At 65.1% G+C, this 25,331-nt stretch carries 25 protein-coding genes and 1 other annotated feature; of the genes, 17 read left to right on the forward strand and 8 right to left on the reverse strand.

From position 1 onward, the window contains the following. The 6 genes from Q7I88_RS11645 to Q7I88_RS11670 all read left to right on the forward strand — a co-directional run bounded on the left by Q7I88_RS11645 (position 1) and on the right by Q7I88_RS11670 (position 5,341). Complete coding sequence (locus Q7I88_RS11645) at positions 1–897, forward strand: TraB/GumN family protein (RefSeq protein ID WP_305096084.1); 897 nt, start codon at positions 1–3, stop codon at positions 895–897. Beyond that, complete coding sequence (locus Q7I88_RS11650; protein WP_305096085.1) at positions 894–1,745, forward strand: TraB/GumN family protein; 852 nt, start codon at positions 894–896, stop codon at positions 1,743–1,745. Before Q7I88_RS11645 ends, Q7I88_RS11650 begins: the two co-directional genes overlap by 4 nt. Positions 1,746–1,851: 106 nt before the next feature. Continuing rightward, positions 1,852–2,538, forward strand: coding sequence for a 50S ribosomal protein L25/general stress protein Ctc (locus tag Q7I88_RS11655; protein WP_305096086.1), 687 nt, complete (start codon positions 1,852–1,854; stop codon positions 2,536–2,538). An 83-nt stretch (positions 2,539–2,621) separates the two neighbouring features. Further along, on the forward strand, positions 2,622–3,191 hold the full coding sequence (gene pth, locus Q7I88_RS11660; RefSeq protein WP_305096087.1) for an aminoacyl-tRNA hydrolase: 570 nt from the start codon (positions 2,622–2,624) through the stop codon (positions 3,189–3,191). A gap of 68 nt (positions 3,192–3,259) precedes the next feature. Beyond that, positions 3,260–3,313 (forward strand) — a sequence feature (sul1 is cis-regulatory element that is thought to sense ions involved in sulfur or methionine metabolism; They are found in Alphaproteobacteria). 73 nt (positions 3,314–3,386) lie between these two features. Further along, complete coding sequence (locus Q7I88_RS11665) at positions 3,387–4,871, forward strand: SulP family inorganic anion transporter (RefSeq protein ID WP_305096088.1); 1,485 nt, start codon at positions 3,387–3,389, stop codon at positions 4,869–4,871. Positions 4,872–4,882: 11 nt separating this feature from the next. Then, positions 4,883–5,341 (forward strand): GNAT family acetyltransferase, encoded by a 459-nt coding sequence (locus Q7I88_RS11670; RefSeq protein ID WP_439648390.1) that lies wholly within the window; start codon positions 4,883–4,885, stop codon positions 5,339–5,341. A gap of 25 nt (positions 5,342–5,366) precedes the next feature. On the opposite strand, the gene Q7I88_RS11675 is transcribed toward Q7I88_RS11670, so the two are convergent. Beyond that, the gene (locus Q7I88_RS11675) at positions 5,367–5,942 is read right to left on the reverse strand and encodes a c-type cytochrome (RefSeq protein ID WP_305096090.1); all 576 of its coding nucleotides are present in this window, start codon (positions 5,940–5,942) and stop codon (positions 5,367–5,369) included. A 162-nt stretch (positions 5,943–6,104) separates the two neighbouring features. Between Q7I88_RS11675 and ychF the strand changes: the two genes are divergently transcribed. Further along, entirely contained in the window at positions 6,105–7,208 is a 1,104-nt protein-coding gene (gene ychF, locus Q7I88_RS11680) for a redox-regulated ATPase YchF (protein WP_305096091.1), read from the forward strand. 64 nt (positions 7,209–7,272) lie between these two features. Here ychF and Q7I88_RS11685 read toward each other — a convergent pair whose 3' ends face one another. Beyond that, the gene (locus tag Q7I88_RS11685; RefSeq protein ID WP_305096092.1) at positions 7,273–8,571 is read right to left on the reverse strand and encodes a YfgM family protein; all 1,299 of its coding nucleotides are present in this window, start codon (positions 8,569–8,571) and stop codon (positions 7,273–7,275) included. Between the two features lie 291 nt (positions 8,572–8,862). On the opposite strand from Q7I88_RS11685, the gene gyrA reads away from it, so the two are divergent. Both gyrA and Q7I88_RS11695 read left to right on the forward strand, forming a co-directional pair. Next, positions 8,863–11,643 carry a DNA gyrase subunit A gene (gene gyrA / locus Q7I88_RS11690; RefSeq protein ID WP_305096093.1) on the forward strand — a complete coding sequence of 927 codons (2,781 nt, stop codon included), beginning with the start codon at positions 8,863–8,865 and terminating at the stop codon, positions 11,641–11,643. Between the two features lie 66 nt (positions 11,644–11,709). Then, a complete protein-coding gene (locus tag Q7I88_RS11695; RefSeq protein WP_305096094.1) occupies positions 11,710–12,486 on the forward strand; it encodes a MerR family transcriptional regulator in 777 nt (258 codons plus the stop codon). On the opposite strand, the gene Q7I88_RS11700 is transcribed toward Q7I88_RS11695, so the two are convergent. Then, positions 12,483–13,136 carry a lysoplasmalogenase family protein gene (locus tag Q7I88_RS11700; protein WP_305096095.1) on the reverse strand — a complete coding sequence of 218 codons (654 nt, stop codon included), beginning with the start codon at positions 13,134–13,136 and terminating at the stop codon, positions 12,483–12,485. The two genes, Q7I88_RS11695 and Q7I88_RS11700, sit on opposite strands and share 4 nt — an antisense overlap. Positions 13,137–13,201: 65 nt before the next feature. Here Q7I88_RS11700 and trmFO point away from each other — a divergent pair, with 65 nt between their 5' ends. Continuing rightward, the gene (gene trmFO / locus Q7I88_RS11705) at positions 13,202–14,566 is read left to right on the forward strand and encodes a methylenetetrahydrofolate--tRNA-(uracil(54)-C(5))-methyltransferase (FADH(2)-oxidizing) TrmFO (RefSeq protein WP_305096096.1); all 1,365 of its coding nucleotides are present in this window, start codon (positions 13,202–13,204) and stop codon (positions 14,564–14,566) included. Between the two features lie 7 nt (positions 14,567–14,573). On the opposite strand, the gene Q7I88_RS11710 is transcribed toward trmFO, so the two are convergent. Both Q7I88_RS11710 and Q7I88_RS11715 read right to left on the reverse strand, forming a co-directional pair. Next, positions 14,574–15,041, reverse strand: a complete 468-nt coding sequence (locus tag Q7I88_RS11710) for an EF-hand domain-containing protein (protein ID WP_305096097.1) — start codon at positions 15,039–15,041, stop codon at positions 14,574–14,576. Between the two features lie 31 nt (positions 15,042–15,072). Beyond that, the gene (locus Q7I88_RS11715; RefSeq protein ID WP_305096098.1) at positions 15,073–15,717 is read right to left on the reverse strand and encodes a hypothetical protein; all 645 of its coding nucleotides are present in this window, start codon (positions 15,715–15,717) and stop codon (positions 15,073–15,075) included. Positions 15,718–15,882: 165 nt separating this feature from the next. Between Q7I88_RS11715 and Q7I88_RS11720 the strand changes: the two genes are divergently transcribed. The 6 genes from Q7I88_RS11720 (at position 15,883) to Q7I88_RS11745 (ending at position 21,070) form a co-directional block, all read left to right on the forward strand. Beyond that, positions 15,883–17,214 (forward strand): pilus assembly protein TadG-related protein, encoded by a 1,332-nt coding sequence (locus tag Q7I88_RS11720; protein ID WP_305096099.1) that lies wholly within the window; start codon positions 15,883–15,885, stop codon positions 17,212–17,214. Beyond that, positions 17,211–17,666, forward strand: coding sequence for a TadE/TadG family type IV pilus assembly protein (locus Q7I88_RS11725; protein ID WP_305096100.1), 456 nt, complete (start codon positions 17,211–17,213; stop codon positions 17,664–17,666). The genes Q7I88_RS11720 and Q7I88_RS11725 overlap by 4 nt, the downstream gene beginning before the upstream one ends. Continuing rightward, the gene (locus Q7I88_RS11730) at positions 17,663–18,103 is read left to right on the forward strand and encodes a TadE/TadG family type IV pilus assembly protein (RefSeq protein ID WP_305096101.1); all 441 of its coding nucleotides are present in this window, start codon (positions 17,663–17,665) and stop codon (positions 18,101–18,103) included. The genes Q7I88_RS11725 and Q7I88_RS11730 overlap by 4 nt, the downstream gene beginning before the upstream one ends. An 89-nt stretch (positions 18,104–18,192) precedes the next feature. Further along, on the forward strand, positions 18,193–19,800 hold the full coding sequence (locus tag Q7I88_RS11735; RefSeq protein ID WP_305096102.1) for a Tad domain-containing protein: 1,608 nt from the start codon (positions 18,193–18,195) through the stop codon (positions 19,798–19,800). Beyond that, a complete protein-coding gene (locus Q7I88_RS11740) occupies positions 19,797–20,387 on the forward strand; it encodes a TadE/TadG family type IV pilus assembly protein (protein ID WP_305096103.1) in 591 nt (196 codons plus the stop codon). Before Q7I88_RS11735 ends, Q7I88_RS11740 begins: the two co-directional genes overlap by 4 nt. Continuing rightward, the gene (locus tag Q7I88_RS11745; RefSeq protein ID WP_305096104.1) at positions 20,384–21,070 is read left to right on the forward strand and encodes a hypothetical protein; all 687 of its coding nucleotides are present in this window, start codon (positions 20,384–20,386) and stop codon (positions 21,068–21,070) included. Before Q7I88_RS11740 ends, Q7I88_RS11745 begins: the two co-directional genes overlap by 4 nt. A 12-nt stretch (positions 21,071–21,082) precedes the next feature. On the opposite strand, the gene Q7I88_RS11750 is transcribed toward Q7I88_RS11745, so the two are convergent. From Q7I88_RS11750 to Q7I88_RS11760, 3 genes are all read right to left on the reverse strand, one after another. Beyond that, the gene (locus Q7I88_RS11750; protein ID WP_305096105.1) at positions 21,083–22,474 is read right to left on the reverse strand and encodes a pyruvate dehydrogenase complex E1 component subunit beta; all 1,392 of its coding nucleotides are present in this window, start codon (positions 22,472–22,474) and stop codon (positions 21,083–21,085) included. Continuing rightward, positions 22,474–23,589 carry a pyruvate dehydrogenase (acetyl-transferring) E1 component subunit alpha gene (gene pdhA, locus Q7I88_RS11755; RefSeq protein ID WP_305096106.1) on the reverse strand — a complete coding sequence of 372 codons (1,116 nt, stop codon included), beginning with the start codon at positions 23,587–23,589 and terminating at the stop codon, positions 22,474–22,476. Before pdhA ends, Q7I88_RS11750 begins: the two co-directional genes overlap by 1 nt. A gap of 118 nt (positions 23,590–23,707) precedes the next feature. Beyond that, on the reverse strand, positions 23,708–24,025 hold the full coding sequence (locus Q7I88_RS11760; protein ID WP_305096107.1) for an FtsB family cell division protein: 318 nt from the start codon (positions 24,023–24,025) through the stop codon (positions 23,708–23,710). 124 nt (positions 24,026–24,149) lie between these two features. Here Q7I88_RS11760 and hppD point away from each other — a divergent pair, with 124 nt between their 5' ends. Beyond that, complete coding sequence (hppD, locus tag Q7I88_RS11765) at positions 24,150–25,256, forward strand: 4-hydroxyphenylpyruvate dioxygenase (protein WP_305096108.1); 1,107 nt, start codon at positions 24,150–24,152, stop codon at positions 25,254–25,256. Positions 25,257–25,331: the final 75 nt, after the last annotated feature.

Raw genomic sequence — 25,331 nt, forward strand, 5'->3', positions numbered from 1 at the left:
ATGTTTTCGCTTCGCAAACTCGCCGCGACTGTGCTCGCCACCGGCCTCGCGCTGGCCCTGCCCGGCTGCGCGACGAACCTCTATGCGCCCGACCCGCACTATGTCGCCCCGGCGATGTGGAAGGTGGCCGACAAGGACACCACGATCTACCTGTTCGGCACCGTCCACGCGCTGAGCAAGGACACCGCGTGGTACGGCGGGCCGATCGAGCAGGCTTATCGGTCATCGGACGAGCTGGTCACCGAGATCAAGCTCGGGGATTCTGCCGGCGACGCCGCGGCGATCCTCAAGCGTGCGGAATTGCCCGCCGGCGAGAGCCTGCGCGACCTGATGACGCCGGACAACCGCGCGCAGTACGAGGAGGCGCTGGTCTCGCTCGGCCTGCCCGTCGATGCGATGGACAAGTACGAACCGTGGTACGCCGCCATGACCCTGTCGCTGCTGCCGGTGATGCAGAAAGGTTTCGACCCGCAGAGCGGGGCCGAGACGGAACTGGCGGAAAAGGCCGAGGGCAAGAAGCTCGAAGCGCTCGAAAACGTCAACGACCAGATCGACATCTTCGACAAGCTGCCGGTGGATGCGCAGCTGACCTTCCTCGACCAGACGGTCGAATCCACCGGCCAGGCGGCCGACCAGCTCAAGGTGATGGTCGACAAGTGGCTGAAGGGCGATGCCCGCGGCCTGGCCCGGGTGATGAACGAGGAGCTCGACGACCCGGTGCTCTACGACCGCCTGCTGACCCGGCGCAACGCCCACTGGGCGGACTGGATCAGTCGGCGCATGGAGCAGCCCGGGACGGTCTTCGTCGCGGTCGGCGCCGGGCACCTCGCGGGCAAGGGCAGCGTGCAGGACATGCTGCAGAAGCGCGGAATCCGGGTTACGCGGGTCCGCAAGTGATACGCCGGTGGCTGCTCGCGCTGGCCGCGACCGCACTGCTCACCGGTTGCGGCGAACCCGAGCATGACTGGCCCGAGGCCAAGCCCGCGATGTGGGAGGTGACCGGCCCCAAGGGGCACCGCGGCTGGCTGTTCGGCACGATGCACACGCTGCCCGAGGACGTGGTCTGGCGCACGCCCGCGTTCGACAAGGCGCTCGGCAATGCCGGGGTCCTGGTCGTCGAAATCGCCGATCTTGCCGACACCGCCCGCTCCGCCGGCGTCTTCGCGCGCCTTTCGCGCAGCGCGGGGCTGCCGGTCCTGTCGCAGCGTGTCGCGCCGAAAGATCGCGCCGAGCTCGCGAACTTCCTCGACCGCGCCGACGTCGAGGACGACGACTTCTCCGACATGGAAACCTGGGCCGCCGCGCTGGTCATCGCGAATCGCGCGCGATCTTCGGGTGCGACGCAAAGTCCCGATCGCGAGCTCATCGCCGCGGCCCCGCGGGTCGTCGGACTCGAGACCTACGAGCTGCAATACGGCGCCTTCGACACCCTCCCCCCTGCCGAACAGGCCGACCTGCTGGTCGCGCTGGCCCACGATTCGAGCGGCCAGGACCAACAGGTCAAGCATTGGCTGAAGGGCGATCTTCCCGCGCTCGAACGCGACAGCGCAGCGATTCTCGGCGACCCGGAACTGCGGCTGGCGCTGCAGGTCTACCGCAACAAGCGCTGGACGCCCGCCATTGCCGCGAAAATCGCCAGCGGCGAGAAGCCGTTTGTCGCGGTCGGCACCGCGCACCTTTTCGGCAAGGACTCGGTGCCGTCTCTGCTCGAACAGGCTGGCTACGAGGTCCGGCGCATCCAGTAGGGAAGGCCTTGCGTCCCCGCTCCCTTTCGCCTAGGGGCGCGCCTTCCGCTATGGTCATCCCTGGAGGCGTGGCGGCAAACCCAATGCAATTCGAAAGGTATTTGCGATGAGCGAAGCTCTGACCCTGCCGGCCGAAGCGCGCGAACGGGCTGGCAAGGGAGCCTCCCGTGAACTGCGCCGAAATGGCCGTGTCCCCGCCGTGATCTATGGCGGCAAGGAAGAACCCACCCCGATTCATATCGAGGCGAAGGAACTGGTCCGGCAACTCGGCACCGGCCACTTCATGAATTCCATCGTGATGATCGACATCGGCGGCAAGATGGTGCGCACCCTGCCCAAGGACGTTGCTCTGCACCCGGTTAACGACCGCCCGATTCATGCCGACTTCCTGCGCCTGGCGAAGGACGCCAAGATCCAGGTCGCCGTGCCGGTGATATTCATCAACGAAGAAGCCAGCCCCGGCCTCAAGAAGGGCGGCGTGCTCAACGTCGTGCGGCACGAGCTCGAGCTGGTCTGCGACTCCGACAAGATTCCCGACGAGATCTCGCTCGACGTGACCGGCCTCGAGGTGGGCGATTCGATCCACATTTCGAACGTCACCCTGCCCGCCGGCGCGGAAAGCGCGATCACCGATCGCGACTTCACCATCGCCACGCTCGTCGCCCCGTCGGCGATGAAGCGAGCCGAAGGCGAAGCGGCCGAGGGCGAAGAAGTGCCCGCCGGTGCGCCGGCCGCGACCGAACAGGGTCCGGACGACGACGCGGCCGACGAACAGGAAGCCAAGAGCGAGTAATCGCGTTCTTGCCGAATACAGAAACGCCGGTCCCGCGAGGGGCCGGCGTTTTCATTTGCGCGCGGCTTGGATAAGGGGCGCCCATGCAACTCTGGGCAGGTCTTGGAAATCCCGGTCCGCAGCATGCGATGCAGCGGCACAATGTCGGCTTCATGGCGCTCGACGTCATCGCCGACATGCACGGCTTCGCCCCCGTGCAGAAGAAATTCCAGGGCTGGCTTCAGGAAGGGCGCATCGGCGGCGAGAAGATCCTGCTGCTCAAACCCGCAACCTTCATGAACCAGAGCGGCCGCTCGGTCGGCGAGGCGCTGCGATTCTACAAGCTGGGCGTCGAGGCGCTCACGGTGTTCCACGACGAGCTCGACCTCGCCCCATTCAAGGTCAAGGTCCGCACCGGCGGCGGACTCGCCGGGCACAACGGCCTGCGCAGCATCGACCAGCATGTCGGCCCCGATTTCCGCCGCGTACGCCTCGGCATCGGCCATCCCGGCCACAAGGACCGGGTCCACGGCTATGTTCTGGGCAACTACGCCAAGGCCGAGATGGACGGCCTGGCCGACATGCTCGGTGCAGTTTCCGCCGAGGCGGAGTGGCTCGCCAAAGGGGACGATGCGCGGTTCATGAGCGATGTGGCGCTGCGGCAGCGAGGCTGAGCGGCGGCGTAGCGGCGGGAATGCTGCGCTTGCGAAGGATGGCATTCGCCTCTAGCGCGGGTCACTAAATCGGACTCGCGCCATGCGGGTGGCTCGGCCGGGCGCCTATCCCCCGGACAATCGATGGCAAGTCGCCGCCCACCGCGCCTCAGGCTGCCGGTCCTGCGACCTGTCATATGTTGCGATAGACTTTCCATGAACCCCACTTCCCAGTTCCGGCGGCACTGGCTGTCGAACCCCCGGAGCGACGTGCTTGCCGGTCTCGTCGTCGCGCTTGCGCTCATCCCCGAGGCGATCGGCTTCGCATTGATCGCCGGGGTCGACCCGAGCGTCGGGCTCTATGCCTCCTTCTCGATCGCCACGATCATCGCCTTCACCGGCGGGCGCCCGGCGATGATCTCTGCCGCGACGGCGGCCGTTGCCGTCGTGGTCGTCCCTCTGGTGCGCGATTACGGGGTCGAATACCTGTTCGCCGCGACCCTGTTGATGGGTGTGTTCCAGGTCGTCGCCGCAATCCTGCGTCTCGATCTGCTGATGCGCTTCGTTTCGCGGTCGGTCGTGACCGGCTTCGTCAATGCGCTCGCGATCTTGATCTTCATGGCGCAACTGCCGCAGCTGATCGGCGTGACGCCGGTTACCTACGCGCTGGTCGCCGGCGGCCTGGCCATCATCTACCTCTTGCCCCGCCTGACGACGGCCATCCCCTCGCCGCTCGTCGCCATCATCGTGCTCTCGATTGTCTCGATCGGACTCGAGCTCGACGTCCATACCGTGGGGCAGATGGGCGAATTGCCATCCACCCTTCCCACGTTCGCCTGGCCCGAGGTGCCGCTGACATGGCAGACCTTGCGCATCATCGCTCCCTACTCGCTGACAATGGCGGCGGTCGGCCTGCTGGAATCGCTGCTCACCGCGCAGATCGTCGACGACCTGACCGACAGCGGCAGCGACAAAAAGCGCGAGGTCGGCGGACAGGGCGTCGCGAATTTCGTCACCGGCCTGCTCGGCGGCATGGGCGGCTGCGCGATGATCGGCCAGTCGGTGATCAACGTGAAGTCGGGCGGCCGAACGCGGCTCTCGACGCTGGTGGCGGGTGTCGCCCTGCTGATCCTGTGCGTGGTGCTCGGGCCCTGGGTCGCGCGCGTGCCGATGCCGGCACTCGTTGCCGTCATGATCATGGTCTCGATCGGCACCTTCGCCTGGGGCTCGATCCGCAACATCCGGCATCATCCCTGGCCCTCCACGGTCGTCATGCTGGCAACCGTGTTCGTCGTCGTGTGGACGCACGACCTGGCGCAGGGCGTGCTGGTCGGCGTGCTGCTTTCGGGCATCTTCTTCGCCTACAAGGTGCGGCGCCTGATGGACGTCACCACGAGCCTGTCGGAAGACGGACGGACGCGGACCTATCGCGTCGTCGGACAGGTGTTCTTCGCCTCGGTCGACCGCGTCGAGCGCGAGATCCGCTATGACGACGACGCGCCGCTGGTCGTCATCGACCTGACCCACGCGCACTTCTGGGACATCTCGGCCACCGGCATCCTCGACAAGATCGTCGCCCGGCTCGACCGGAGCGGCAAGGCGGTCAGCGTGATCGGCCTCAACGAGGCGAGCGCGACGATGGTCGACCGCTTCGGCGAGTTCGAGCAGCCGTTCACCACGCTGGGCACGGTCGGCCACTGATCCGACGCAATCTGGCAATCGCCGGCGCGAAGGGGCATGAGGCCGGGATGACGAGGCTCAGGCAAGCGGATGCGGCAGACGCGCCGGCGCTGGTCGCGCTGTGGGAAGCCTGCGGCCTGACGCGGCCGTGGAACGATGCCGCCGCCGATCTCGCCCGCGCGCTCGGGTTCGACGGCAGCACCGTTTTCGTGGTCGAGATGGACAGCCAGATCGTCGCCAGCGCGATGACCGGCTACGACGGGCACCGCGGCTGGGTGTATTACCTCGCCGTTGCCCCGGGGCACCGAAAGCAAGGCCTCGCTCGCCGGCTGCTGACGGCATGCGAGGCGTGGCTGGCCGCGCTGGGATGCCCGAAAGTCGAACTCATGGTGCGGGACGGCAATCCCGACGCGGCTGCTTACGAGAAGCTCGGCTGGGACCCGCAGCCCGTACGCGTCTTCGCCCGGTGGCTGGGGGGACAGGGTACCTGATCGGTTGCCGCCGCGGGGGACGCGGTCAATCTCCCTCGCCCGCCTTCGATGCCGGCAGATGCGCCTGGATGTAGGCGGCGACGGCCCAAATCTTGTCCGCGGAAAGCGTGTCCTTGAACGCCGGCATCGCGGTGCCGAACTGGCTCCCGCCCTCGGCGACGGTCCAGTAGATGAACGGGTCCCACCGGGCCATCGGCATGTCCGACAGCCACGCCAGGTTGCCGGGCGGCGGCGAGAGGCCGCGGCCGGCCTCACCGTCGCCATAGCCTTTCTCGCCATGGCAGGACTGGCAGTTGGCGGCATAGACCGCCGCGCCGCGATCGACCGTCGCCTGCGATCGGGGCAGCGGGTTGGTCATCGAGGCGTAGGGTTCGGGGATGCCCCACATCATCGCAACGTGATGCCGCGGCATCGGGCCGGCGCCGTCCCACCCGGGGCCCATATGCCACATCTGACCTCCACCCCAGCGCCCCCAACCCATGTGGCCACCCGCCGCGCGCGCGACGCCGTCGGGCTGTTGCGAACGCGTCGGCTGCGAGCACGCCATCGTGCCGAGAACCAGCGCGGGAACGAAGGCGGTGATGGTCCTGAGGATTTTCATGGGGCCCTCCATGCGAAGTATCTGCCACAGGCCAAATCTATCACGAACGAGCCCGTTCACCCAAGCGCCCGCGCCTATCGGCAGTCCAAAGCGCCACCCGACCTAGCAATTGCTCCGCTCAGGGCCTATCGGGCCGGCACAAGTTCATCTCCGGAGTAATTCATGGGTTTCCGTTGCGGGATCGTCGGGCTGCCGAACGTCGGCAAGTCGACGCTGTTCAATGCGCTTACCGAGACGCAGGCGGCGCAGGCGGCGAACTATCCGTTCTGCACCATCGAGCCGAACGTCGGCCAGGTCGCCGTGCCCGACGAGCGGCTCGACCGGATCGCGGCGATCGGCAAGTCGGCCAAGATCGTGCCGACCCAGCTCGCCTTCGTCGACATCGCCGGACTGGTGAAGGGCGCGAGCAAGGGCGAAGGTTTGGGTAACCAGTTCCTCGGCAACATCCGCGAGGTCGACGCGATCGTCCACGTGCTGCGCTGTTTCGAGGACGACGACATCCAGCATGTCGCCAACAAGGTCGACCCGATCGCCGATGCCGAGGTGGTCGAGACCGAACTGATGCTGGCCGACCTCGAAAGCCTCGAAAAGCGCGTTCCCGCAGCGCAGAAGCGCGCCACCTCGGGCAATGACAAAGAGGCCAAGCTGATGGTCAGCGTGCTCGGCCAGGCGCTCGAACTGCTGCGCGAAGGCAAGCCGGCGCGGCTGACCGAGCCGAAGGACATCGAGGAAGAGCGGGTCTTCGCCCAGGCGCAGCTGCTCACGGCCAAGCCGGTGCTCTACGTCTGCAACGTTGCCGAAGAAGACGCGGCGAACGGCAACGAGATGACGGCCAAGGTGTTCGAAAAGGCGGCCGCAGAGGGCGCCGAAGCGGTCGTCGTGTCCGCGGCCATCGAGAGCGAACTCGTCGCCATGCCGCTCGAGGAGCGGGCCGAGTACCTTGCCGACCTGGGGCTGAGCGAAAGCGGCCTCAGCCGGGTCATCAAGGCCGGCTACAAGCTGCTGGGCCTCAAGACGTTCTTCACCGTCGGGCCCAAGGAAGCGCGCGCCTGGACCTTCCCCGCCGGGGCCAAGGCGCCGCAGGCCGCGGGCGAGATCCATACCGATTTCGAACGCGGCTTCATCCGCGCCGAGACCATCGCCTACGACGACTTCGTCGCGCTGGGCGGCGAAAGCGCCGCGCGCGAAGCCGGCAAGCTGCGCCAGGAGGGCAAGGAATACCTCGTCCAGGACGGCGACGTGATGCTGTTCAAGTTCAACGTCTGACGCAGGCACGAAAACGGCGCGGGAACCGAAGTCCCCGCGCCGCCCGTGTCACTGACCGTCCGGCTCAGGCGCCGGCCGATTTCTTCGTCGCGGCGTAGGTCATCCACATCTGCGCGACGGGCGCGCTGCCGCCGGCGACCTGGCCCAGCGTGGCGGTGCCTTCGTCGTACTTGCCCTGCAGGACCTGGGCCATGCCAAGCCGCAGCAGCGCCTGCTGACGGTCGTTCACGCCCTTGTCGAGCGCCGTCTTGAACATGTCCTCGGCCGCAGCGTAATCGCCGAACGAGAGGAACGCGTTGGCGTTGCCCAGCGCGGTCTTGCCGGTTGCCGCAGAGCGGGCTTCGCCCACCGACGCGGGCACGTCCTTGCGATCGCCCGCGGCGCGCGGTTCGGCCTCGGCCAGGTTATCCTTGTAGAAGGCGTCGTCGGCCTGGAAGACGCCGGCCTGCTTGCCTTCCCCGAGCACCGAGACGACTTCCGCCGGAAGGCCGCTCTGGGATGCAGTCGTCACGTATTCCTTGAACTCGTAGGGTTCTTTCATCGAACCGGTCGCCCGCATCAGCCGCAGGAGGTCGAGCGAGGCTTGCGGATCGAGCTGACCGACCTGCTGGACCGTCTGCAAGGCGATCTGCCAGTTCTTCGGGGTGGCGTCGTTGGCCACCAGGCGCTTGGCATATTCGTACACCGCATCGGTCATCTTGGCGTCGAGCGCGACCTTCAGACCGCGCAGGATCCAAGATTCGTCGTTCTTCTGTCCGGCCGCAGTGCGCTTGTCGAGCAAGCCGGACAGGTAGGTCAGGCCCTGCGGTACCTCGTTGTTGTTGAAGTAGGTGTCGGCGAGCAGGACGTCGGGCAGCCCATCGGTGTAGCCCGCGTCGACCGAGGCCTGGTAGTACTGCCGCGCCTTGACCCAATCCTTGTCGGCAACCGCAAAGCGGGCGAGATAGTAGTTGTAGAGACCGAGCTGCTCGGCCGGCGCCTTGCCGCTGGCAAGGATCATCTCGAGGCCCTGCTTCTGGACTCCGGTATCCTTGAGCTTGCCGCCCAGCGCGACCAGCGAGTTGCCCATCACATAGCGGTCCTGATCGGTCTCGACCGTCGCCGAGACGGCCGGGATCATCGCCTTCGCGGCGGCAAAGTCGCCGGTTTCGGCGTTCACGATCGCGGCATAGGGTTCGTAAGCTTCGGCGAAGGCCTTCGAGTTCTTATCCTCGTTCGACTTCTCCTTGTCCTTCTTGGCCTTGGCATAGGCCGGCGCGCTCAGCGCGGCGCCGCCGAGCACGCCGCCCGCGGCGAGGGCAAGCGCCAGCGTCAAGGGCGAGGCGAGGCGTCGGCGAAGGGCATGACTGGACTTGCGAACCATGGGTATTCTCTCCTGTCGGAAACGGGGGCCTGGCGGCCGGAACGTTGCGCGCGCTTGCCTCTGCCGAGGTGCGCCGAAATTTGCAAACCGGTTATCGGCCGGGGACGGTGAATAGCGATTGAATGAGCGGTTTTCGCGGTGCAATCTTGCGCTCCGCCGAAATTGGGCGGCAAGTGTGGAAAAAGCGCCGCCGAGCGCCCATCTAGGGGGCTGCAAGCTGGCTATGACCTGCCCCATCCCGTAGGGTTCGCGGCGAGCCGAAACCGACAACAGAACAGGCATTTTTCGCAGGTGAGCGACGACACTGACCTTATCGATCCCGCAGGTGAAGGCGGGGGATACGAGCGCATCGACATCGTCGATGAGATGAAGACCTCGTACCTCGATTACGCGATGAGCGTGATTGTCAGCCGCGCGCTGCCCGACGTGCGCGACGGGCTCAAGCCGGTTCATCGCCGCATTCTCTACGCGGCGCAGGAGGGCGGCTACGTCGCCGGGCGCCCCTACCGCAAGTCGGCCAACATCGTCGGCGACGTGATGGGCAAGTACCACCCGCACGGCGACAGCGCGATCTACGATGCTCTGGCCCGCATGGTCCAGCCGTGGTCGATGCGCGTTCCGCTGATCGACGGCCAGGGCAACTTCGGCTCGATGGACCCCGATCCGCCGGCGGCCATGCGCTATACCGAGAGCCGCCTCGCCCGGGTCGCCAACGCCCTGCTCGACGATCTCGACAAGGATACGGTCGATTTCGTCCCGAACTACGACGAGTCCCGCCAGGAACCCTCGGTCCTGCCGGCGCGCTTCCCCAATCTGCTGGTCAACGGCGCCGGCGGCATCGCGGTGGGCATGGCGACCAACATCCCGCCGCACAATCTCGGCGAAGTGATCGACGGCTGCTTCGCTTACATGGACAACCCGGGCATCAGTTCGGAAGAGCTCATCGAGTACATCCCCGGTCCCGATTTCCCGACCGCCCCGCTCATTCTCGGCAGCGCCGGCGCGCGCTCGGCCTACACCACCGGCCGCGGCTCGATCATCATGCGCGCGCGCCACGAGATCGAAACTGGGCGCAACGACCGTCAGTCGATCGTCTTCACCTCGATCCCCTACCAAGTCGGCAAGGCCGCGCTGGTCGAGAAGATCGCCGAGGCGGCCAAGGAAAAGCGGATCGAGGGCATTTCCGACATCCGCGACGAATCCAACCGCCGCGGCGTGCGGGTGGTCATAGACCTGAAGCGCGACGCGACCGCCGAGGTGGTGCTCAACCAGCTCTGGCGGCACTCCCCTGCACAGTCCAACTTCCCGGCGAACATGCTGGCGATCCGCGGCGGCCGGCCCGAGACGCTCAACCTGCGCGATTTCATCCAGGCCTTCATACAGTTCCGCGAGCAGGTCATCACCCGCCGCACCAAGTTCGAGCTCAACAAGGCGCGCGACAGGGCCCACGTTCTGCTTGGTCTGGTCGTGGCGGTGTCGAACCTCGACGAGGTCGTGGCGATGATCCGCACCGCCCCGAACCCTGCCGAAGCCCGCAACCGCCTGCTGGCCAAGGAATGGCCCATCGGCGACATCGTCCAGTACATCCGGCTGGTCGAAGCGATCGAACCCGATGCCGATCAGGAAGGCGGCACCTATCGCCTGTCGGACCGGCAGGTGAAGGCGATCCTCGACCTGCGGCTGCACCGGCTTACCGCGCTCGGCCGCGACGAAATCGGCGACGAACTCGAACAACTGTCGGTTGCAATTGCGGGATATCTCGAAATCCTCGCCGACCGGGTCAAACTCTACGCCGTCATGCGGCAGGAGCTCGAGGAGATCAAAGCCGCCTATGCCACCCCGCGCCTCAGCGAGATCGCACCGGCGTGGGACGGCCTCGACGACGAGGACCTGATCGAGCGCGACGAGATGGTCGTGACGGTGACCCTCGACGGCTACATCAAACGCACTCCGCTCTCGACCTTCCGCGCCCAGCACCGCGGCGGCAAGGGCCGCGCCGGCATGGCGACGAAGGAAGAGGACGCGGTGATGGAGATGTTCGTCACCTCGACGCACAACCCCGTCCTGTTCTTCTCGACCGCAGGCAAGGTCTATCGTCTCAAGGTCTGGAAGCTGCCCGAAGGCGGTCCGCAGACCCGCGGGCGGCCGATCGTTAACCTGCTGCCGCTCGACGACGGCGAGACCATCGCCACCGTCCTGCCGCTGCCCGAGGACGAGGACACTTGGGGTTCGCTCCACGTCGTCTTCGCCACCGCCAAGGGCAACGTGCGGCGCAACTCGATGGACCTGTTCACCAACGTTCCCAGCAACGGCAAGTTTGCCATGCGCTTCGAGGACGATAGCGACGACCGCCTGATCGGCGTGCGCCTGCTCGAAGAAGGCGACGACGTGCTGCTGGCGACCCGCCAGGGCAAGGCGATTCGATTCGACGGCGAGGACGTGCGCGCCTTCCAGAGCCGTACCAGCACCGGTGTGCGCGGAATGCGGCTCAAGGACGGGGACGAAGTCGTCTCAACCGGCATTCTCAAGGGCGGTGCATGGAGCCCCGACGAGCGCGACGCCTACTTGCGCGTGGCCCCGTGGAAGGCCGACGAAGATGCGGCGCCGCTTTCCGCCGAACACCAGGAAATGGCCGACAACGAGGAATTCATCCTCACCGTCTGTGCCAATGGCTACGGCAAGATGAGCTCGGCTTACGAGTACCGCCGCACCGGCCGCGGCGGCCAGGGCGTGACGAACATCGACAACATCGCCCGCAACGGCCCTGTCGTCGCCAGCTTCACCGCGACCAAGGACCATCAGTTGATGCTGGTGACCGACAAGGCCAAGCTGATCCGTATCTCGCTCGCGAGCTTGCGCGTCATCGGCCGCGGCTCGGCCGGGGTGCGCCTGTTCGATGTCGGCAAGGACGAGCACGTCGTCAGCGCGGTGCGCATCGACGAAGAAGAGGAACCGGAAAACCTGGCCGAAGAAATGGTGGTCGAAGAAATGGTTGCCCGCGAGAGCGGCGATGTGACCGGACCCGACAACCCGCCGGTGCGCGACGAGGGCCCTGACGACGGCGAAATCTGACGGGCTTGACCCTCACGCGGCGTGAGGGAGTATCTCACCGTCCTTGCGAAGGAAGGACGACGAGAAATGGCCCGGTATACCGTCAAGCAGCTTGCGCGCCTGTCCGGCGTGTCGGTGCGCACGCTGCATCATTATGACGAGATCGGGCTGCTCAAGCCGTCGTTCGTTGGCGCGAACCGCTATCGGTATTACGGCCGAGAGGAACTCGTCCGGCTGCAAGACGTGCTGTTCTACCGCGAACTCGGCGTCCCGCTGGCGGAAATCCCTCGCCTGATCGAGGGCGACGGCCGCGACCGGGTCGAGATCCTCACCGAGCATCGCACCCTTCTCGCCGACCGGGTAAAGCGCTCGCGCCAACTCCTCCGCACGATCGACCGCACCATCGCGGACATCACGGGAGAAGAGGCAATGACCGACAAGGACATGTTCGAGGGCTTCAACGGGGCCAAGCAGGCCGAGTACGAGAGGTGGCTGGTCGAACGTTATGGCGGCGACATGCGGAAGCGGATCGAGGCCAGCAAGGCGAAGCTCGCATCGCTCGACGAGGAGAACCTGGAAGCGCGACTGTCCGAAGGGCAATCAGCCTCGCGCGCTCTGGCCGAGGCTTTCAAGGCTGGGGCGAAGGCGGACGATCCGGCAAACGATCCCCTGCTCGCACGCCATCACGCATGGATCGCCACGATGTGGAATCGGTCGTGCTCCCCCGAAGCCTATGCGGGTCTGTCCGACCTCTATCTCGAAAACCCCGATTTCCGCGCAACATTCGAACGCGAAAGGGAAGGATTTGCCGAATGGCTCGCTGCAGCGATGAAGGCCTACGCGGCACGGCTGCAAGAGAGCTAGAGGCGCCGCCGCAGCCGGCCGAGCACGCCGATGCAGATAAGGAACTGCCCGGTGTAGTACAGCGGCCAGATCAGCCACTGCTGCCACTCCTGCCCCATGAGCGGCCCATATCCGGCGACAATCAGCGTGTCGGAGACGAGAAACAGGACAGCGCCAAGCCCGACGCGATAGCGCGAGAAGGCGCTGAGCCAGGCGCAGGCGGCCATGCCGCCGACCGCCAGGCCGTAGAGCGCAGCGGGCAGCGCCTCGGCGCGGTCGAACGGGAGCAGCCAGAAGATAACCGGAGTGAGCAGCACCATTGCTGCGGCAGCGACTTTCTGGGTCGCTGCGACATGATCGCGCGGGTGCCTGAGGTAGAGCCCGATGGCACCAAGGTGGTATCCGGCAAAGAGCAGGGCCCCGGCAATAGGATCGACCTCCATGGCTATGTCGCCGAGCGCGGCGACGATCATGATCGCGCCCATATGATAGGCGTCGCGGCCGCGGTGCCGCATGAAGGCATAGAGAGCGAGCAGGCCGACCCCCGCACCCTTGAGCGGGACGAGAAACAGCTCGGGCAGCGGCGACTGACGCATGACGAAGAACGCCAGCGCCGCGGCCATGCTGGCCAGCAGGATCGGACGCTTCTCGCTCAGAGCACGATTCGGCACGGATTTCCCTTTCCGGTTCGCTTGGGCTTGATGCGCGGCGCCTACAAGCACTAGGCGACTTAGCAATGTCTTACGATGTCCACATTATCGGCGGCGGTCTCGCCGGGAGCGAGGCGGCTTGGCAGCTCGCCCGGCGCGGCGCGCGGGTGAGGCTGTCGGAAATGCGCGGGGGCGGCGACATGACGCCGGCGCACCAGGGCAGCGGGCTGGCCGAACTGGTCTGTTCCAACTCCTTCCGCTCCGACGACGACGAAAAGAACGCCGTCGGCCTGCTGCACCACGAGATGCGGCGGCTCGATTCGCTGATCATGCGCGCCGGCGAAGCCGCCCGGGTGCCGGCCGGTTCGGCCATGGCAGTCGACCGCGAGGTCTTTTCCGCCGAAGTGGAGAAGGCGCTCGGCCAGCAATCGAACATCGAGATCGTCCGCGAGCGGATCGATGCCCTACCCTCCTCCGGACCGACGATCGTCGCCACCGGCCCGCTGACGGCGGCGGCGCTGGCGCAAAGCATCGTCGCCGCGACCGGACAGGACCGTCTCGCCTTCTTCGACGCCATCGCCCCGATCGTCCATTTCGACAGCATCGACATGGACAAATGCTGGATGCAATCGCGCTGGAACAAGGTCGATTCAGCGGGTGGAGAAGGCAAGGATTACATCAACTGCCCGATGACCCGGGAGCAATATCTCGCCTTCCACCAAGGCCTGCTCGACGGCGAGAAGGGCGAGTTCAAGGAGTGGGAAACCAGCACGCCCTATTTCGATGGCTGCATGCCGATCGAGGTCATGGCCGCGCGCGGTGTCGACACGCTGCGCTTTGGCCCGATGAAACCGGTCGGACTCGACAATCCGCATGACGCCACGCCCGAGTTTCCCCAGGGCCGCTGGCCGCATGCCGTGGTCCAGCTGCGGCAGGACAACAAGCTCGGCACGCTGTGGAACATGGTCGGCTTCCAGACCAAGCTCAAACATGCCGAGCAGGTGCGCCTGTTCCGGACGATCCCCGGCCTCGAGAACGCCGAGTTCGCCCGGCTCGGCGGGCTGCACCGCAACACCTTCCTCAATTCGCCGACGCTGCTCGACCGGCAATTGCGCCTGCGCGCGGCGCCGCACATCCGTTTCGCCGGGCAAATCACGGGCTGCGAAGGCTATGTCGAAAGCGCGGCGGTCGGCCTCCTCGCCGGCATCATGGCGGCCGACGACCTGGCGGGCATCCCGTGGACCGCCCCGCCGGCGACGAGCGCGATGGGCGCGCTGCTGGCGCACATCACCGGCGATGCCGAGGCCGACAGCTACCAGCCGATGAACGTCAACTTCGGCCTGTTCCCGCCGCTCCACGAAGTCGCCAAGAAGCAGCGCAAGGAAGCCTATACCGGCCGCGCCAAGGCCGACTTCGGCGCCTGGCTCGAGAGCATGCGCGTCCCCGCCTAGGCACGAGCTACCTGGTGCAGGAGCAGGTGTTCGTCGGACGCGGTTTGGGCCTGGGCGCGCTGGTGGCGAATTCGGCCGGGCTCAGCTTGTTGTCGCCGTTGGCATCCATCTCGGCGAAACGGTCGGAGGTCGCAACGGCCCATTCCTCGAACGTCAGCAGGTTGTTGCCGTCGACATCGAGCTTGCGAAAGCCGTCGGTTCGGCTCGACATCATCTCGTTACGCGTGATCACGCGGTCGCGGTTGCGGTCGTATCGGTAGAAGCGCTGTTCCTCGCGGGTCAGTTCGCTCGCCTCGGGCGGGGCCGGCCCTTCGAGCCCGGCAATGTCGGCGCTCGGCAGTCCGCTCGGCGTTATAAGCGGCGCGGGCAGCGGCGGCGGGGCACCGCGTTCGACTTCCGCCCGGCCCTGCGCCCAGACCAGCCCGATTGCGAAGAGAACCAGCACGCCGAGCGCGCCGAGCACCATCTTGTTCATTTCGCGTCCCTTTCCCGGGAGCGACAATAGCCTAGCGGCCGAACATGCCAACCCGCATCGCCAGCAGGGCGGCGCCGCGTCCTTCGAGCAGGGGCCGTCCGCCGTGGACAATGGCGCGGCGGCCGAGCGCGCCCAGGATCGCCAGCGGCCGCAGCGCGCGATGGGACGGCAGACGTGCGCCCCCGGTTGCGGCAACGCGGAGAACCGTTTCGCGCTCGGTAGGGTCGGTCAGATTGCCGGCGAGGTCGGCCAACGCCCAGCTACGTCCTGCGCTCGCCGCCAATGGATCGCTTGCCCCAAGCTCGCCGGCCAATGCAGCAAATGCCGCGGCGCGCCCGGCGGCAAAGCCCTCGACAGCGGCAACGTCTAGCGTTTCGGCAAGCAGCCCCTCCCAGCCGTCGACCAGAGGCAAGAGCGCATCCGGGGCGCGCCAGTGTGTCAGTTCGGCGAGCAAGGGATCGCCCTTAGGCCACGCGGCGCGAGGCTCGCCGAGACGATCGCGCCACCACGCAATCCGCACCTGCGCCAGCAGCGGCTCGTGCCCGCGGCGCACGAAGGCCGCAAGCCGCGCATCCAGCGCCAGCACCGCCAGGATGGGTTCGAGGGCGCCCGGCCTGGCATGGGCCAACGCGAGTCGCTGCGGCTCGGCCAATTCGTCGACAAGCGCGTGGTCCATGCGCGCTTTTCACGGCAGGCGCGCCGCCTCCTGTCAACCCAATGGCGCGGGGAAACCCGGATTCCGTGGTCAAGTTGCCGTTAACCGTCCCCTTTCACGGACTGGTGAGCATGATGGCCTAAAAGCATCCTGTTCGAACCCCGATTTCTATTTGTGGCAGGGCTCATGGCTAGCAAGACAGTCCGATTTCTCCGGCGGCTGCTGGGCGAAAAGACCGGCAATGCGGTGCTGCTCACGGCGCTGGGCATGCCGGTGCTGATCGGTGCCGCGGGGTACGCCATGGATATGGCCCAAATGTATGCGTGGAAACGCGAACTGCAGCAGGCGGTCGATCAGAGCGCCCTCGCCGGCGCCTGGACCCTCGCCTACGACAAGAACTCTCAGAACTACAAGACGCGGGCGAGACAGGAATATGTCGCCAACCTCGCGCTGACAGAGACGTTCGCGACTGCGGACTCCGATTCCATCGTCCAGCTCGGCAGCTATGGGGGCGGGACCAACAATTCGGTGATCGTCTCGGCCCGGGCGACCAAGGAATTGCCCTTCACCGGCTTCATCGTGGGCAAGGCGATGACGGTCTTCGCCAGCGCCCAGGCAACCTTCGCCGAAGGCGGCACCTACCAGGCATGCCTGATGGCGCTGAAAAAGGGCGAATCCGGCGTCTTCACCGTCGGCGGAAGCGCCTCGGTGAGCGCCGCATGCGGCCTGGGCGCGCTCTCGTGCGAGGACGATGCAATCAAGATCGACGTCGACAGCACCGATCCCAGCAAGAAGGGCGTCACGACCGACAGCATCGTAACGTGCGGCAGCGCAAGCGTACCGGCATACCTCGAGAGCAAGGTCACCGAAGGCGCGAAAAGCCTCTCCAACCCGTTCAAAGAACTGCCGACGCCGACGCCAACGGACAGCACTCACCGCACGATCGACTGCGCCCACGGCAAGAAGGCAACCAGCACGGCGATCTATCTGGAACCCGGCGTCTACGACGGCATGAACATGACCTGCAAGATCATCATGAAACCGGGCATCTACGTGGTCGACGGCGGCGTTTTGGACATGAGCGACCAGAAGGCCGACATCACCGGAACGGGTGTCATGTTCGTCCTCAAGAACGGCGCGCAGATCAAACTCGGCGGGCAAGGCAATGCCGGCAAGCTCGACCTTACCCCGATGGAAGCTGGGGATTTCGTGGGCACGCCCAACGAGGCTTACAAGAACCTTTATGGCGGCATGTTGGTCTACGAAGACAAGGGCGACCAGACCACCTCGGTTGCGCACACATTCAACGGCAATGCGAACGTGTCCGTGCGTGGCACCTTCTACCTTCCCAACGGCGATCTGACGATCAACGGCAATTCGAGCACGGCACCGCTGTGCTTCCAGCTTTGGGCGGCGAAGCTGAAAATCTCGGGCAACACCACGATCACCACCACCTGCACTTCGACCCAAACCAACTCCGCCGGATCTTCGGCCGGCGGCGTGAGGCTGGTGGCATGATCGCCCTGCGCAAAGTTTTCTCCCTGGGCCGCGACAACCGCGGCACCATGGCGATCGAAACCGCGTTGATCGCGCCCCTGCTCGCCACGCTGTCGCTTGGCGTATTCGAGGTCAGCAACATCATCTCGCGCGAGCAGCAACTGCAGAGCGCGGCGAGCGAAGCGGGCGAGATCATCCTCGCGGCAGCCGGCGGTTCGGGCATTACCTCGAGCGACCTGGAACAGATCATCGAGGCATCGCTCAACCTTCGTGACGATCAGCTGACCATTGCGGACAAGTACCGTTGCGGCACCGCCGCCACGCTTTCCGCCACCGTACCCACCTGCACCGGCCAGCAAGTCTACTCTTATGTCGAGTTGACCCTGACCGATACCTATTCGCCGGTCTGGACGCACTTCGGCGTGAGCTCGCCGATCAACTACACCGTCGTGCGCACGGTGCAGGTATCGTGACCACGCGATCCAGCTTCATTCACCGCCTGCTGCGCGACAGCCGCGCCGCCTCGGCGATCGAGTTCGCCCTGCTCGCGCCAGTCTTCTTCGCGCTCATGTTCGGCGTGGTCTCGGTCGGCATCTATATGCAGAACTACAACGCCATTCGATCGCTGGCGAGCGACGCCGCGCGCTTTGCAGCGGTCGAGTACCAGAAGAACAATCAGGTCTCGAACACGATGCTGGAAGCCAACATCGCCGCCATGGCCGTCGCTTCGCCTTACAATCTCAACGCCAATCTGCTCAGTGTGGCCGTCAACCCTGTCAACCCGAGCCGCGTGGACGGCGCACTCGAATTCGATCTCGACATTACCTATAACCTGCCGGACATCGTCGGCGGGACCTCGATCGACAACATCACGCTGAGCTACTCGCGGCCGCTGTTCGTCCTCAAATAGCATGCAGTTCCGCGGGTCGGCGGAATGTATGAACATATTAACCACTCCGCTTCAGCAGCCGCTTACGCGTCCCGTCGTATCGGCTTGGCATGACTCCGAATCGGCCATCTGCGGCGGCACGCTTCGCCGCATTCCTCGACGGCCTGTCTCGAGACACTGCGGGCAACACCCTCGCGATCATTGCGGCCGCGCTGATCCCCTTGCTGGCCATGGTCGGCGGCGGCGTCGACGTCAGCCGCGGCTACCTCGCGGAAAGCAGGCTGCAGCAGGCTTGCGACGCCGGGGTGCTGGCCGCTCGCAAGCGGATGGGATCGAACCTGGTCGCCGGGGTCATGAGTGCCGACTCGCTCAAGGCCGGCCAGGCCTTCTTCGACGTCAATTTCAGGGACGGGATGTACGGCACCCGGGACCGACGCTTCTCGATGAAGGTCGAGTCCGACTTTACCGTCGCGGGGACGGCAAGCGTGGTGGTGCCGACCACCATCATGAACATCTTCGGCTATACGGAAATGCCGCTGCGGGCGAGCTGCGGGGCCCAGCTCAACATGTCCAACACCGACATCATGATGGTGCTGGACGTGACGGGTTCAATGGGCACGACCAATATGGGCGACAGCAAGAGCCGCATCGAATCGCTGAAAGACGTCGTCCGCAGTTTCTACGCCCAGCTGGCGTCAGCCAACAAGGCGGGATCGCGGATCCGCTACGGCTTCGTCCCGTACTCGACCAACGTCAACGTCGGCGATCTGCTCGAACCAGACTGGATTGCAGACAAGTGGACCTACAACACCCGTGAGCCCATATCCTCCGGCGGCACCAAGCGCTGGAATTACGACAGCATCCTGACCGACGTGCGTTTCGCCAAGAAGGGCAAGACGAAGAAGTTCAAGATCGGCGGCACGTCGCTCACGCCTTCGAAAGTCGCAGTCGGTTGGGACGGGTGCGTCGAGGAGCGCAAGACGTACCAGATCACCGACTATGCCAATGTCGACCTGTCGAAAGCGATGGATCTCGACCTCGACCTGGTTCCGGACCCCGGCAAGCCGGACACTCAATGGAAGCCGATGCTGCGCGATCTCAGCTTCGTGCGCGGCATCGGCGCCGCGCCCAACGGGTTCAGCATTCCGGCGCTCGAGACTACCAGCGACTACGTCAACGCCGCGTGGTGGGGCTATAGCGCCTGCCCGCCGAAGGCCATGAAACTGGCTCCGTTGACCGCGGCTCAGCTCGACATCTTCCTGGCCACGCTCAAGCCGCAGGGCAACACCTACCACGACATCGGCATGATCTGGGGCGGCCGGCTGATCTCGCCGACCGGCCTGTTCGCCGCCGAAAACGCCGACGTCAACGGCGTGTCGACCAGCCGCAATCTTATCTTCCTGACGGACGGAGAGACGGCTCCGCTCGACATCAGCTACACCAGCTATGGCATCGAGCCGCTCGACCTGAGGCGCTGGGGACCCGGGTCGCCGCTGTCGCTGACAAAAACGGTAGAGAAGCGCTTCGGATTTGCCTGCGAAGAGGTGAAGAAGCGCAATATCACGGTGTGGGTGGTCGGTTTCGGCACGACGCTCAGCCCGACGATGACCGATTGCGCCGGTCCCGGGCACTACTTCGAAGCGGCCAACGCCATCGCGTTGCAGCAAACGTTCGACGACATCGCCCAGCGGATCGGCGACCTGAGGATAGCCAAGTGATCGCCGGCCCCGCGTCTCGATCGCTCGTTCGGGATGAACAGGGCGCGGCGATCGTCGAGTTCGCACTCGTCGCACCCGTGCTGATCATGATGCTGCTCGGCCTGTTCGATCTCGGCTACAATACCTACACCTCCGCGATCCTGCAGGGCGCCATCGCCAAGGCCGCGCGCAATTCATCGATCGAGGGGGCAAACCCATCCTTGCTGGATGCGGGCGTGACCAACGCCGTTCATGACATCGCGCCGAACGCCACGCTGACTTTCGACCGAAAGGCCTACGCCAACTTCTCCGACGTCTCTTCGCCAGAGGATTATTCCGACCTCAACGGCAACGGCGTATGCGACAACGGCGAACCGTTCGAGGACGTCAACGGCAACAAGTCGTGGGACCGCGACCGCGGCAAGAGCGGCGGCGGCGGCGCGCGCGATGCGGTGCTTTACACCGTCCGCGTATCGTATCCGCGAGCCTTCCCGATCGGCCGCTTCATCGGCCTGGCCGACACCCACCAGCTCGAAACCTCTACGGTTCTGCGCAATCAGCCGTGGGACCAGCAGGAAACCGCCACCACGGTGCGGAACTGCAAATGACGAGGCTGGGATCTCTCTTGCAGCGTCTCGCCCGCGACACCTCCGGCCTGGCGATGACCGAACTGGCGCTGGCCACGCCCTTGTTGCTGACTGCCGGGCTCTACGGAACCGAAGTTGCCTGGTTGGCGCTGACCCACCTCAAGATCAGCCAGACCGCAATGCAGATCGCCGACAATGCCTCGCGGATCGGCGACACCTCGATGCTCGAGAACCGGCGGATTTACGAGAGCGACATCGACGACGTGTTCGCCGGTGCCGGCATCGAGGCGGGCAAGTCCACCGATCTGTTCAACCGAGGGCGAGTGATCATCAGCAGCCTGGAGGTGGTGCCCGGTAGCCCGTCCAAGCAGCAGTATATCCACTGGCAACGCTGTCTCGGCACCAAGGACTGGAGCTCGACATTCGGCAACGAAGGAGCGGGTCTCTCCGACCCCACCTTCAAGGGTATGGGCCCCAGCGGCAGCGAGGTCACGGCGTACGACGAGGACGATGCGGTCATCTTCGTCGAGATAGCCTACGACTATCAGCCGCTGTTCGGCGACGTGTTCATCAAGGACAACCTGATCAACGTCTACGGCGCATTCAACGTCCGCGACAGCCGCGACCTGAGCAAGATTTACCAGCGCGACAACGCCTCGCCGGATCCGGTCGCCAGGTGCAACAAGTTCAGCAGTTCGCTTTAGCGCCCGGCGCGCTCAGTCCTTGTAGCAGACCTTGCGCGCCGCTTCCGCGATGCGCGAAGAGTCGATCAGTGCCAGCTTTTCAAGATTGGCCGCATAGGGCAGCGGAACGTCCTCGTTGCACACCCGCAAGACGGGTGCGTCGAGATGGTCGAAACCTTGCTCCATGCATACCGCGATGACCTCGGAAGAAATCGAGCAGGTCGGCCAACCTTCTTCCGCCACCACCAGGCGGTTGGTCTTCGCCAGGCTCTCGAGGATCGTCTGGGTGTCGAGCGGGCGCAGCGTGCGCAGATCGATGACCTCGGCGTCGATGCCCTCGTCGGCCAGCCCTTCGGCCGCTTCGAGCGCGAGACCGACGCCGATCGAATAGCTGACGATGGTGACGTCCGAGCCTTCGCGCACGATCCGTGCCTTGCCAATGGGCAGCACGTGATCGTCGAGTTGGGCAAGCTCGAACGAACGACCATAAAGCAATTCGTTTTCGAGGAATACGACCGGGTCTTCACACCGGATGGCAGCTTTGAGCAGGCCCTTGGCGTCCGACGCATCGTAGGGCGCGATGACGATCAGGCCGGGTACGCTGGCGTACCACGGGCCGTAGTTCTGGCTGTGCTGGGCGGCGACGCGGCTGGCCGCGCCATTGGGGCCGCGGAACACCACCGGGCAGCGCATCTGGCCGCCCGACATGTAGTTGGTCTTCGCGGCGGAATTGACGATGTGGTCGATCGCCTGCATCGCGAAGTTGAAGGTCATGAACTCGACAATCGGCCTGAGGCCGCCCATCGCCGCGCCGGTGCCGATGCCGGCAAAGCCGTATTCGGTGATCGGCGTGTCGATCACCCGGCGGTCGCCGAATTCCTCGAGCAGGCCCTGGGTCACCTTATAGGCGCCCTGGTATTCGGCGACTTCCTCGCCCATCACGAAGACGCGCTCGTCACGCCGCATCTCCTCGGCCATCGCATCGCGCAGCGCTTCGCGAACAGTGACCGTTATCATGTTGGTACCGGCGGGGATTTCCGGATCGTCGGCCCGCGGGCTCGATTGCGGCCGGGTGATCTCGGCCCGGTCCGGCGCACGCCCGACGTCCTTGCCCTCGCCGGGTACGTCCGCCGGGGCTGGCGTCGAAGCGGGCGCAGGCGCGGCGATATCGGAGGCGTCCTCCCCCTCGCCCGCGAGCACAGCGATCACGGTCCCGACCTTCACGCCCTCGCTGCCTTCCGGAACCAGGATCTTGCCCACGGTGCCTTCGTCGATAGATTCGAATTCCATCGTCGCCTTGTCGGTCTCGATTTCCGCCAGCACGTCGCCGGCCGAGACGGTGTCGCCTTCCTTGACCAGCCACTTGGCGAGCGTGCCTTCCTCCATCGTCGGGGAAAGCGCGGGCATCTTGAGCTCGATCGCCATCAGTAGCTCTCCACCAGCACGTCGGTGTAGAGTTCGGCCGGTTCCGGCTCAGGCGAATTTTCGGCAAATTCGGCCGCTTCGTTAACGCGGGCGCGGATCGCCTTGTCGATGTCCTTCAGCGCCTCTTCGGACACCTTGAGCCCCGCAAGGTCCGCCTTGACCCGCTCGATCGGATCGTTGTGTTCGCGCTGGTCCTGCACCTCCTCGCGGGTCCGGTATTTCGCCGGGTCGGACATCGAATGGCCGCGGTAACGATAGGTATTGAGTTCGAGCAGCACCGGGCCGCCGCCGGCACGCACGTGCTGGAAAGCGACTTCGGCCGCCTGGCGAACCTCGAGCACGTCCATGCCGTTGACCGCGATGCCGGGTATGCGGAACGCCGTGCCGCGGCGGTAGAAATGCGTCTCCGCGCTCGAGCGCTTGACCGAGGTGCCCATGGCGTACTGATTGTTCTCCACCACGAAGACGATCGGCAACTGCCACAGGCTGGCCATGTTGAACGTTTCGTAGACCTGGCCCTGGTTGGCGGCGCCGTCGCCGAAATAGGCCAGCGTGATGCCGCCATCGTCGTTGTACTTGTGGGCGAAGGCGAGTCCGGCCCCGAGCGGGACCTGCGCTCCCACGATGCCGTGGCCCCCGTAAAACGCGTGTTCGGTGCTGAACATGTGCATCGAGCCGCCCTTGCCGTGCGAGATGCCGGCCTGGCGGCCGGTGAGCTCGGCCATGATGACCTTGGGATCGATGCCGTAGGCAAGCATGTGGCCGTGGTCGCGGTAACCCGTAATGACGCTGTCCTTGCCCTCGGTCAGCGCCGACTGCAGGCCGACCGCGACGGCTTCCTGTCCGATGTAAAGATGGCAGAACCCGCCGATCAGGCCGAGACCGTAAAGCTGGCCGGCCTTCTCCTCGAACCGGCGGATGAGTAGCATCGTTTCGTAAAGCGAGAGCAGCTCATCCTTCTTTGCCTTGTAGCGCCGGTTGGCCTCGAAATCCTCCTGGAGGCTGTGCAGCGCAAAATTATCGTCGGCCTGAGCGTCCTTGGGGGAAGACTTTGCCGCCGCGGATTTCGGGCTGGCGGCGGGCTTGCTTGAGCGTGGGCTGGCGGCTTTAGCCAAGGTGGTTCGTCCTGTCCGTCTGTGGTGCCAGGCACCGTCTCGTGGGCAGGCCTATAGGCGCAGAGACGGGCGCGTTGCAACGCCTGCTAATCGTATCATTTGCGACGGAAACCCCGCCTCAGCGCTGGGGCAGGTCGAGGATATATTCGTCGGGATGGGCGACGTTGAGATCGCGCCGCAGAAGCTCGGTCGAAAGGTCGGGATCGACATGATTCGGATCGAGGAGCGCTACGAGGTTTTGGAGCCGCGCCTTTTCCTGCTTCAGCTCACTGATCTGTTGCTGCCGCTTCTCGAGCACCGAGACGTTCTCCCCCCAAGCGAGCACGCCATAGGGCCCCGCCAAGGCCATCCCGCCAAGCAGCAGCAGCCAGCAAAGCGCGCCGAGCTGGATCAGCTTTTCACGGGGCAGCGCAGATATCGGTCGGCGAGGGTTCATATCCCACAAGAATCACAGTTAACGCTGCGATTCAAGCGATTTCACCTGGAACCCTCGATCCTCTCGAACGTCGCGACGTTTTAGGCGCTTGTTCCATCTGGCCATATTCGTTACATTTGAAACCATGACCGATCTTTTCGACAATCCGCTCGGCCTCGACGGCTTCGAATTTCTAGAGTTTTCAGCGCCCGAAAAGGGCGTGCTGGAAGAATGCTTCGCAGGAATGGGCTTCACACTGGTGGCGCGTCACCGCAGCAAGGACGTGCAGCTCTGGCGCCAGGGCGCGATCAACTTCATCGCCAATTACGAACCCAAGAGTCCCGCGGCCTACTTCGCCGCCGAACATGGCCCTTCGGCTTGCGGCATGGGGTTCCGCGTTCGCGACGCCGGAAAGGCCTATGCCGAGGCACTGGCCCGCGGAGCGGAGCCGGCCAACGTCAACACCGGTCCGATGGAACTCAACATCCCCGCAATCCGCGGCATCGGTCATTCGCTGATCTATCTCATCGACCGGTACGAGGACGGCGAAAACGAGGCGCTGTCGATCTACGACATCGACTTCGTGTGGGAAAAAGGCGTCGACCGGCATCCCGAAGGCGCCGGCCTGCGGATCATCGACCACCTGACACACAACGTCTACGGCGGACGCATGTCGCATTGGGCCGCATTCTACGAGCGCATCTTCAATTTCCGCGAGATCCGCTATTTCGACATCAAGGGCGAATACACCGGCCTGACAAGCAAGGCGATGACTGCACCCGACGGCAAGATCCGAATTCCGCTCAACGAGGAAGGCCAGAAAGGCGGCGGGCAGATCGAGGAATACCTTCGCGAGTTCAACGGCGAAGGCATCCAGCACATCGCCATGAGCTGCGACAACCTCTACGAGGTATGGGATCGCTTGAAAGCCTGCGGCACACCGTTCGCCCCTGCCCCGCCCGACACCTACTACGAGATGCTTGAGGGCAGACTGCCAGGCCACGGCGAACCGGTCGAGGAACTGCGCAAGCGCGGCATCCTGCTCGACGGCTCGACCGAGGACGGCGACCCGCGCCTGCTGCTGCAAATCTTCAGCCAGACCATGATCGGCCCGGTGTTTTTCGAATTTATCCAGCGCAAGAAGGACGAGGGCTTCGGCGAGGGCAATTTCACCGCCCTGTTCAAGTCGATGGAGGCCGACCAGGTGCGCCGCGGCAAATTGCAGGCCCAGGACGAGGAATCCGCCGACTGAGCGCCCTTCCCTGCGTTCGGCGCGCCGCAAGCCACTTGCGCGAAAAGAGGCGAGCCGTCAGAAGCGCGACAACGA

The sequence above is a fragment of the Croceibacterium aestuarii genome, from assembly GCF_030657335.1.
Classification (GTDB): Bacteria; Pseudomonadota; Alphaproteobacteria; order Sphingomonadales; family Sphingomonadaceae; genus Croceibacterium_B; species Croceibacterium_B aestuarii.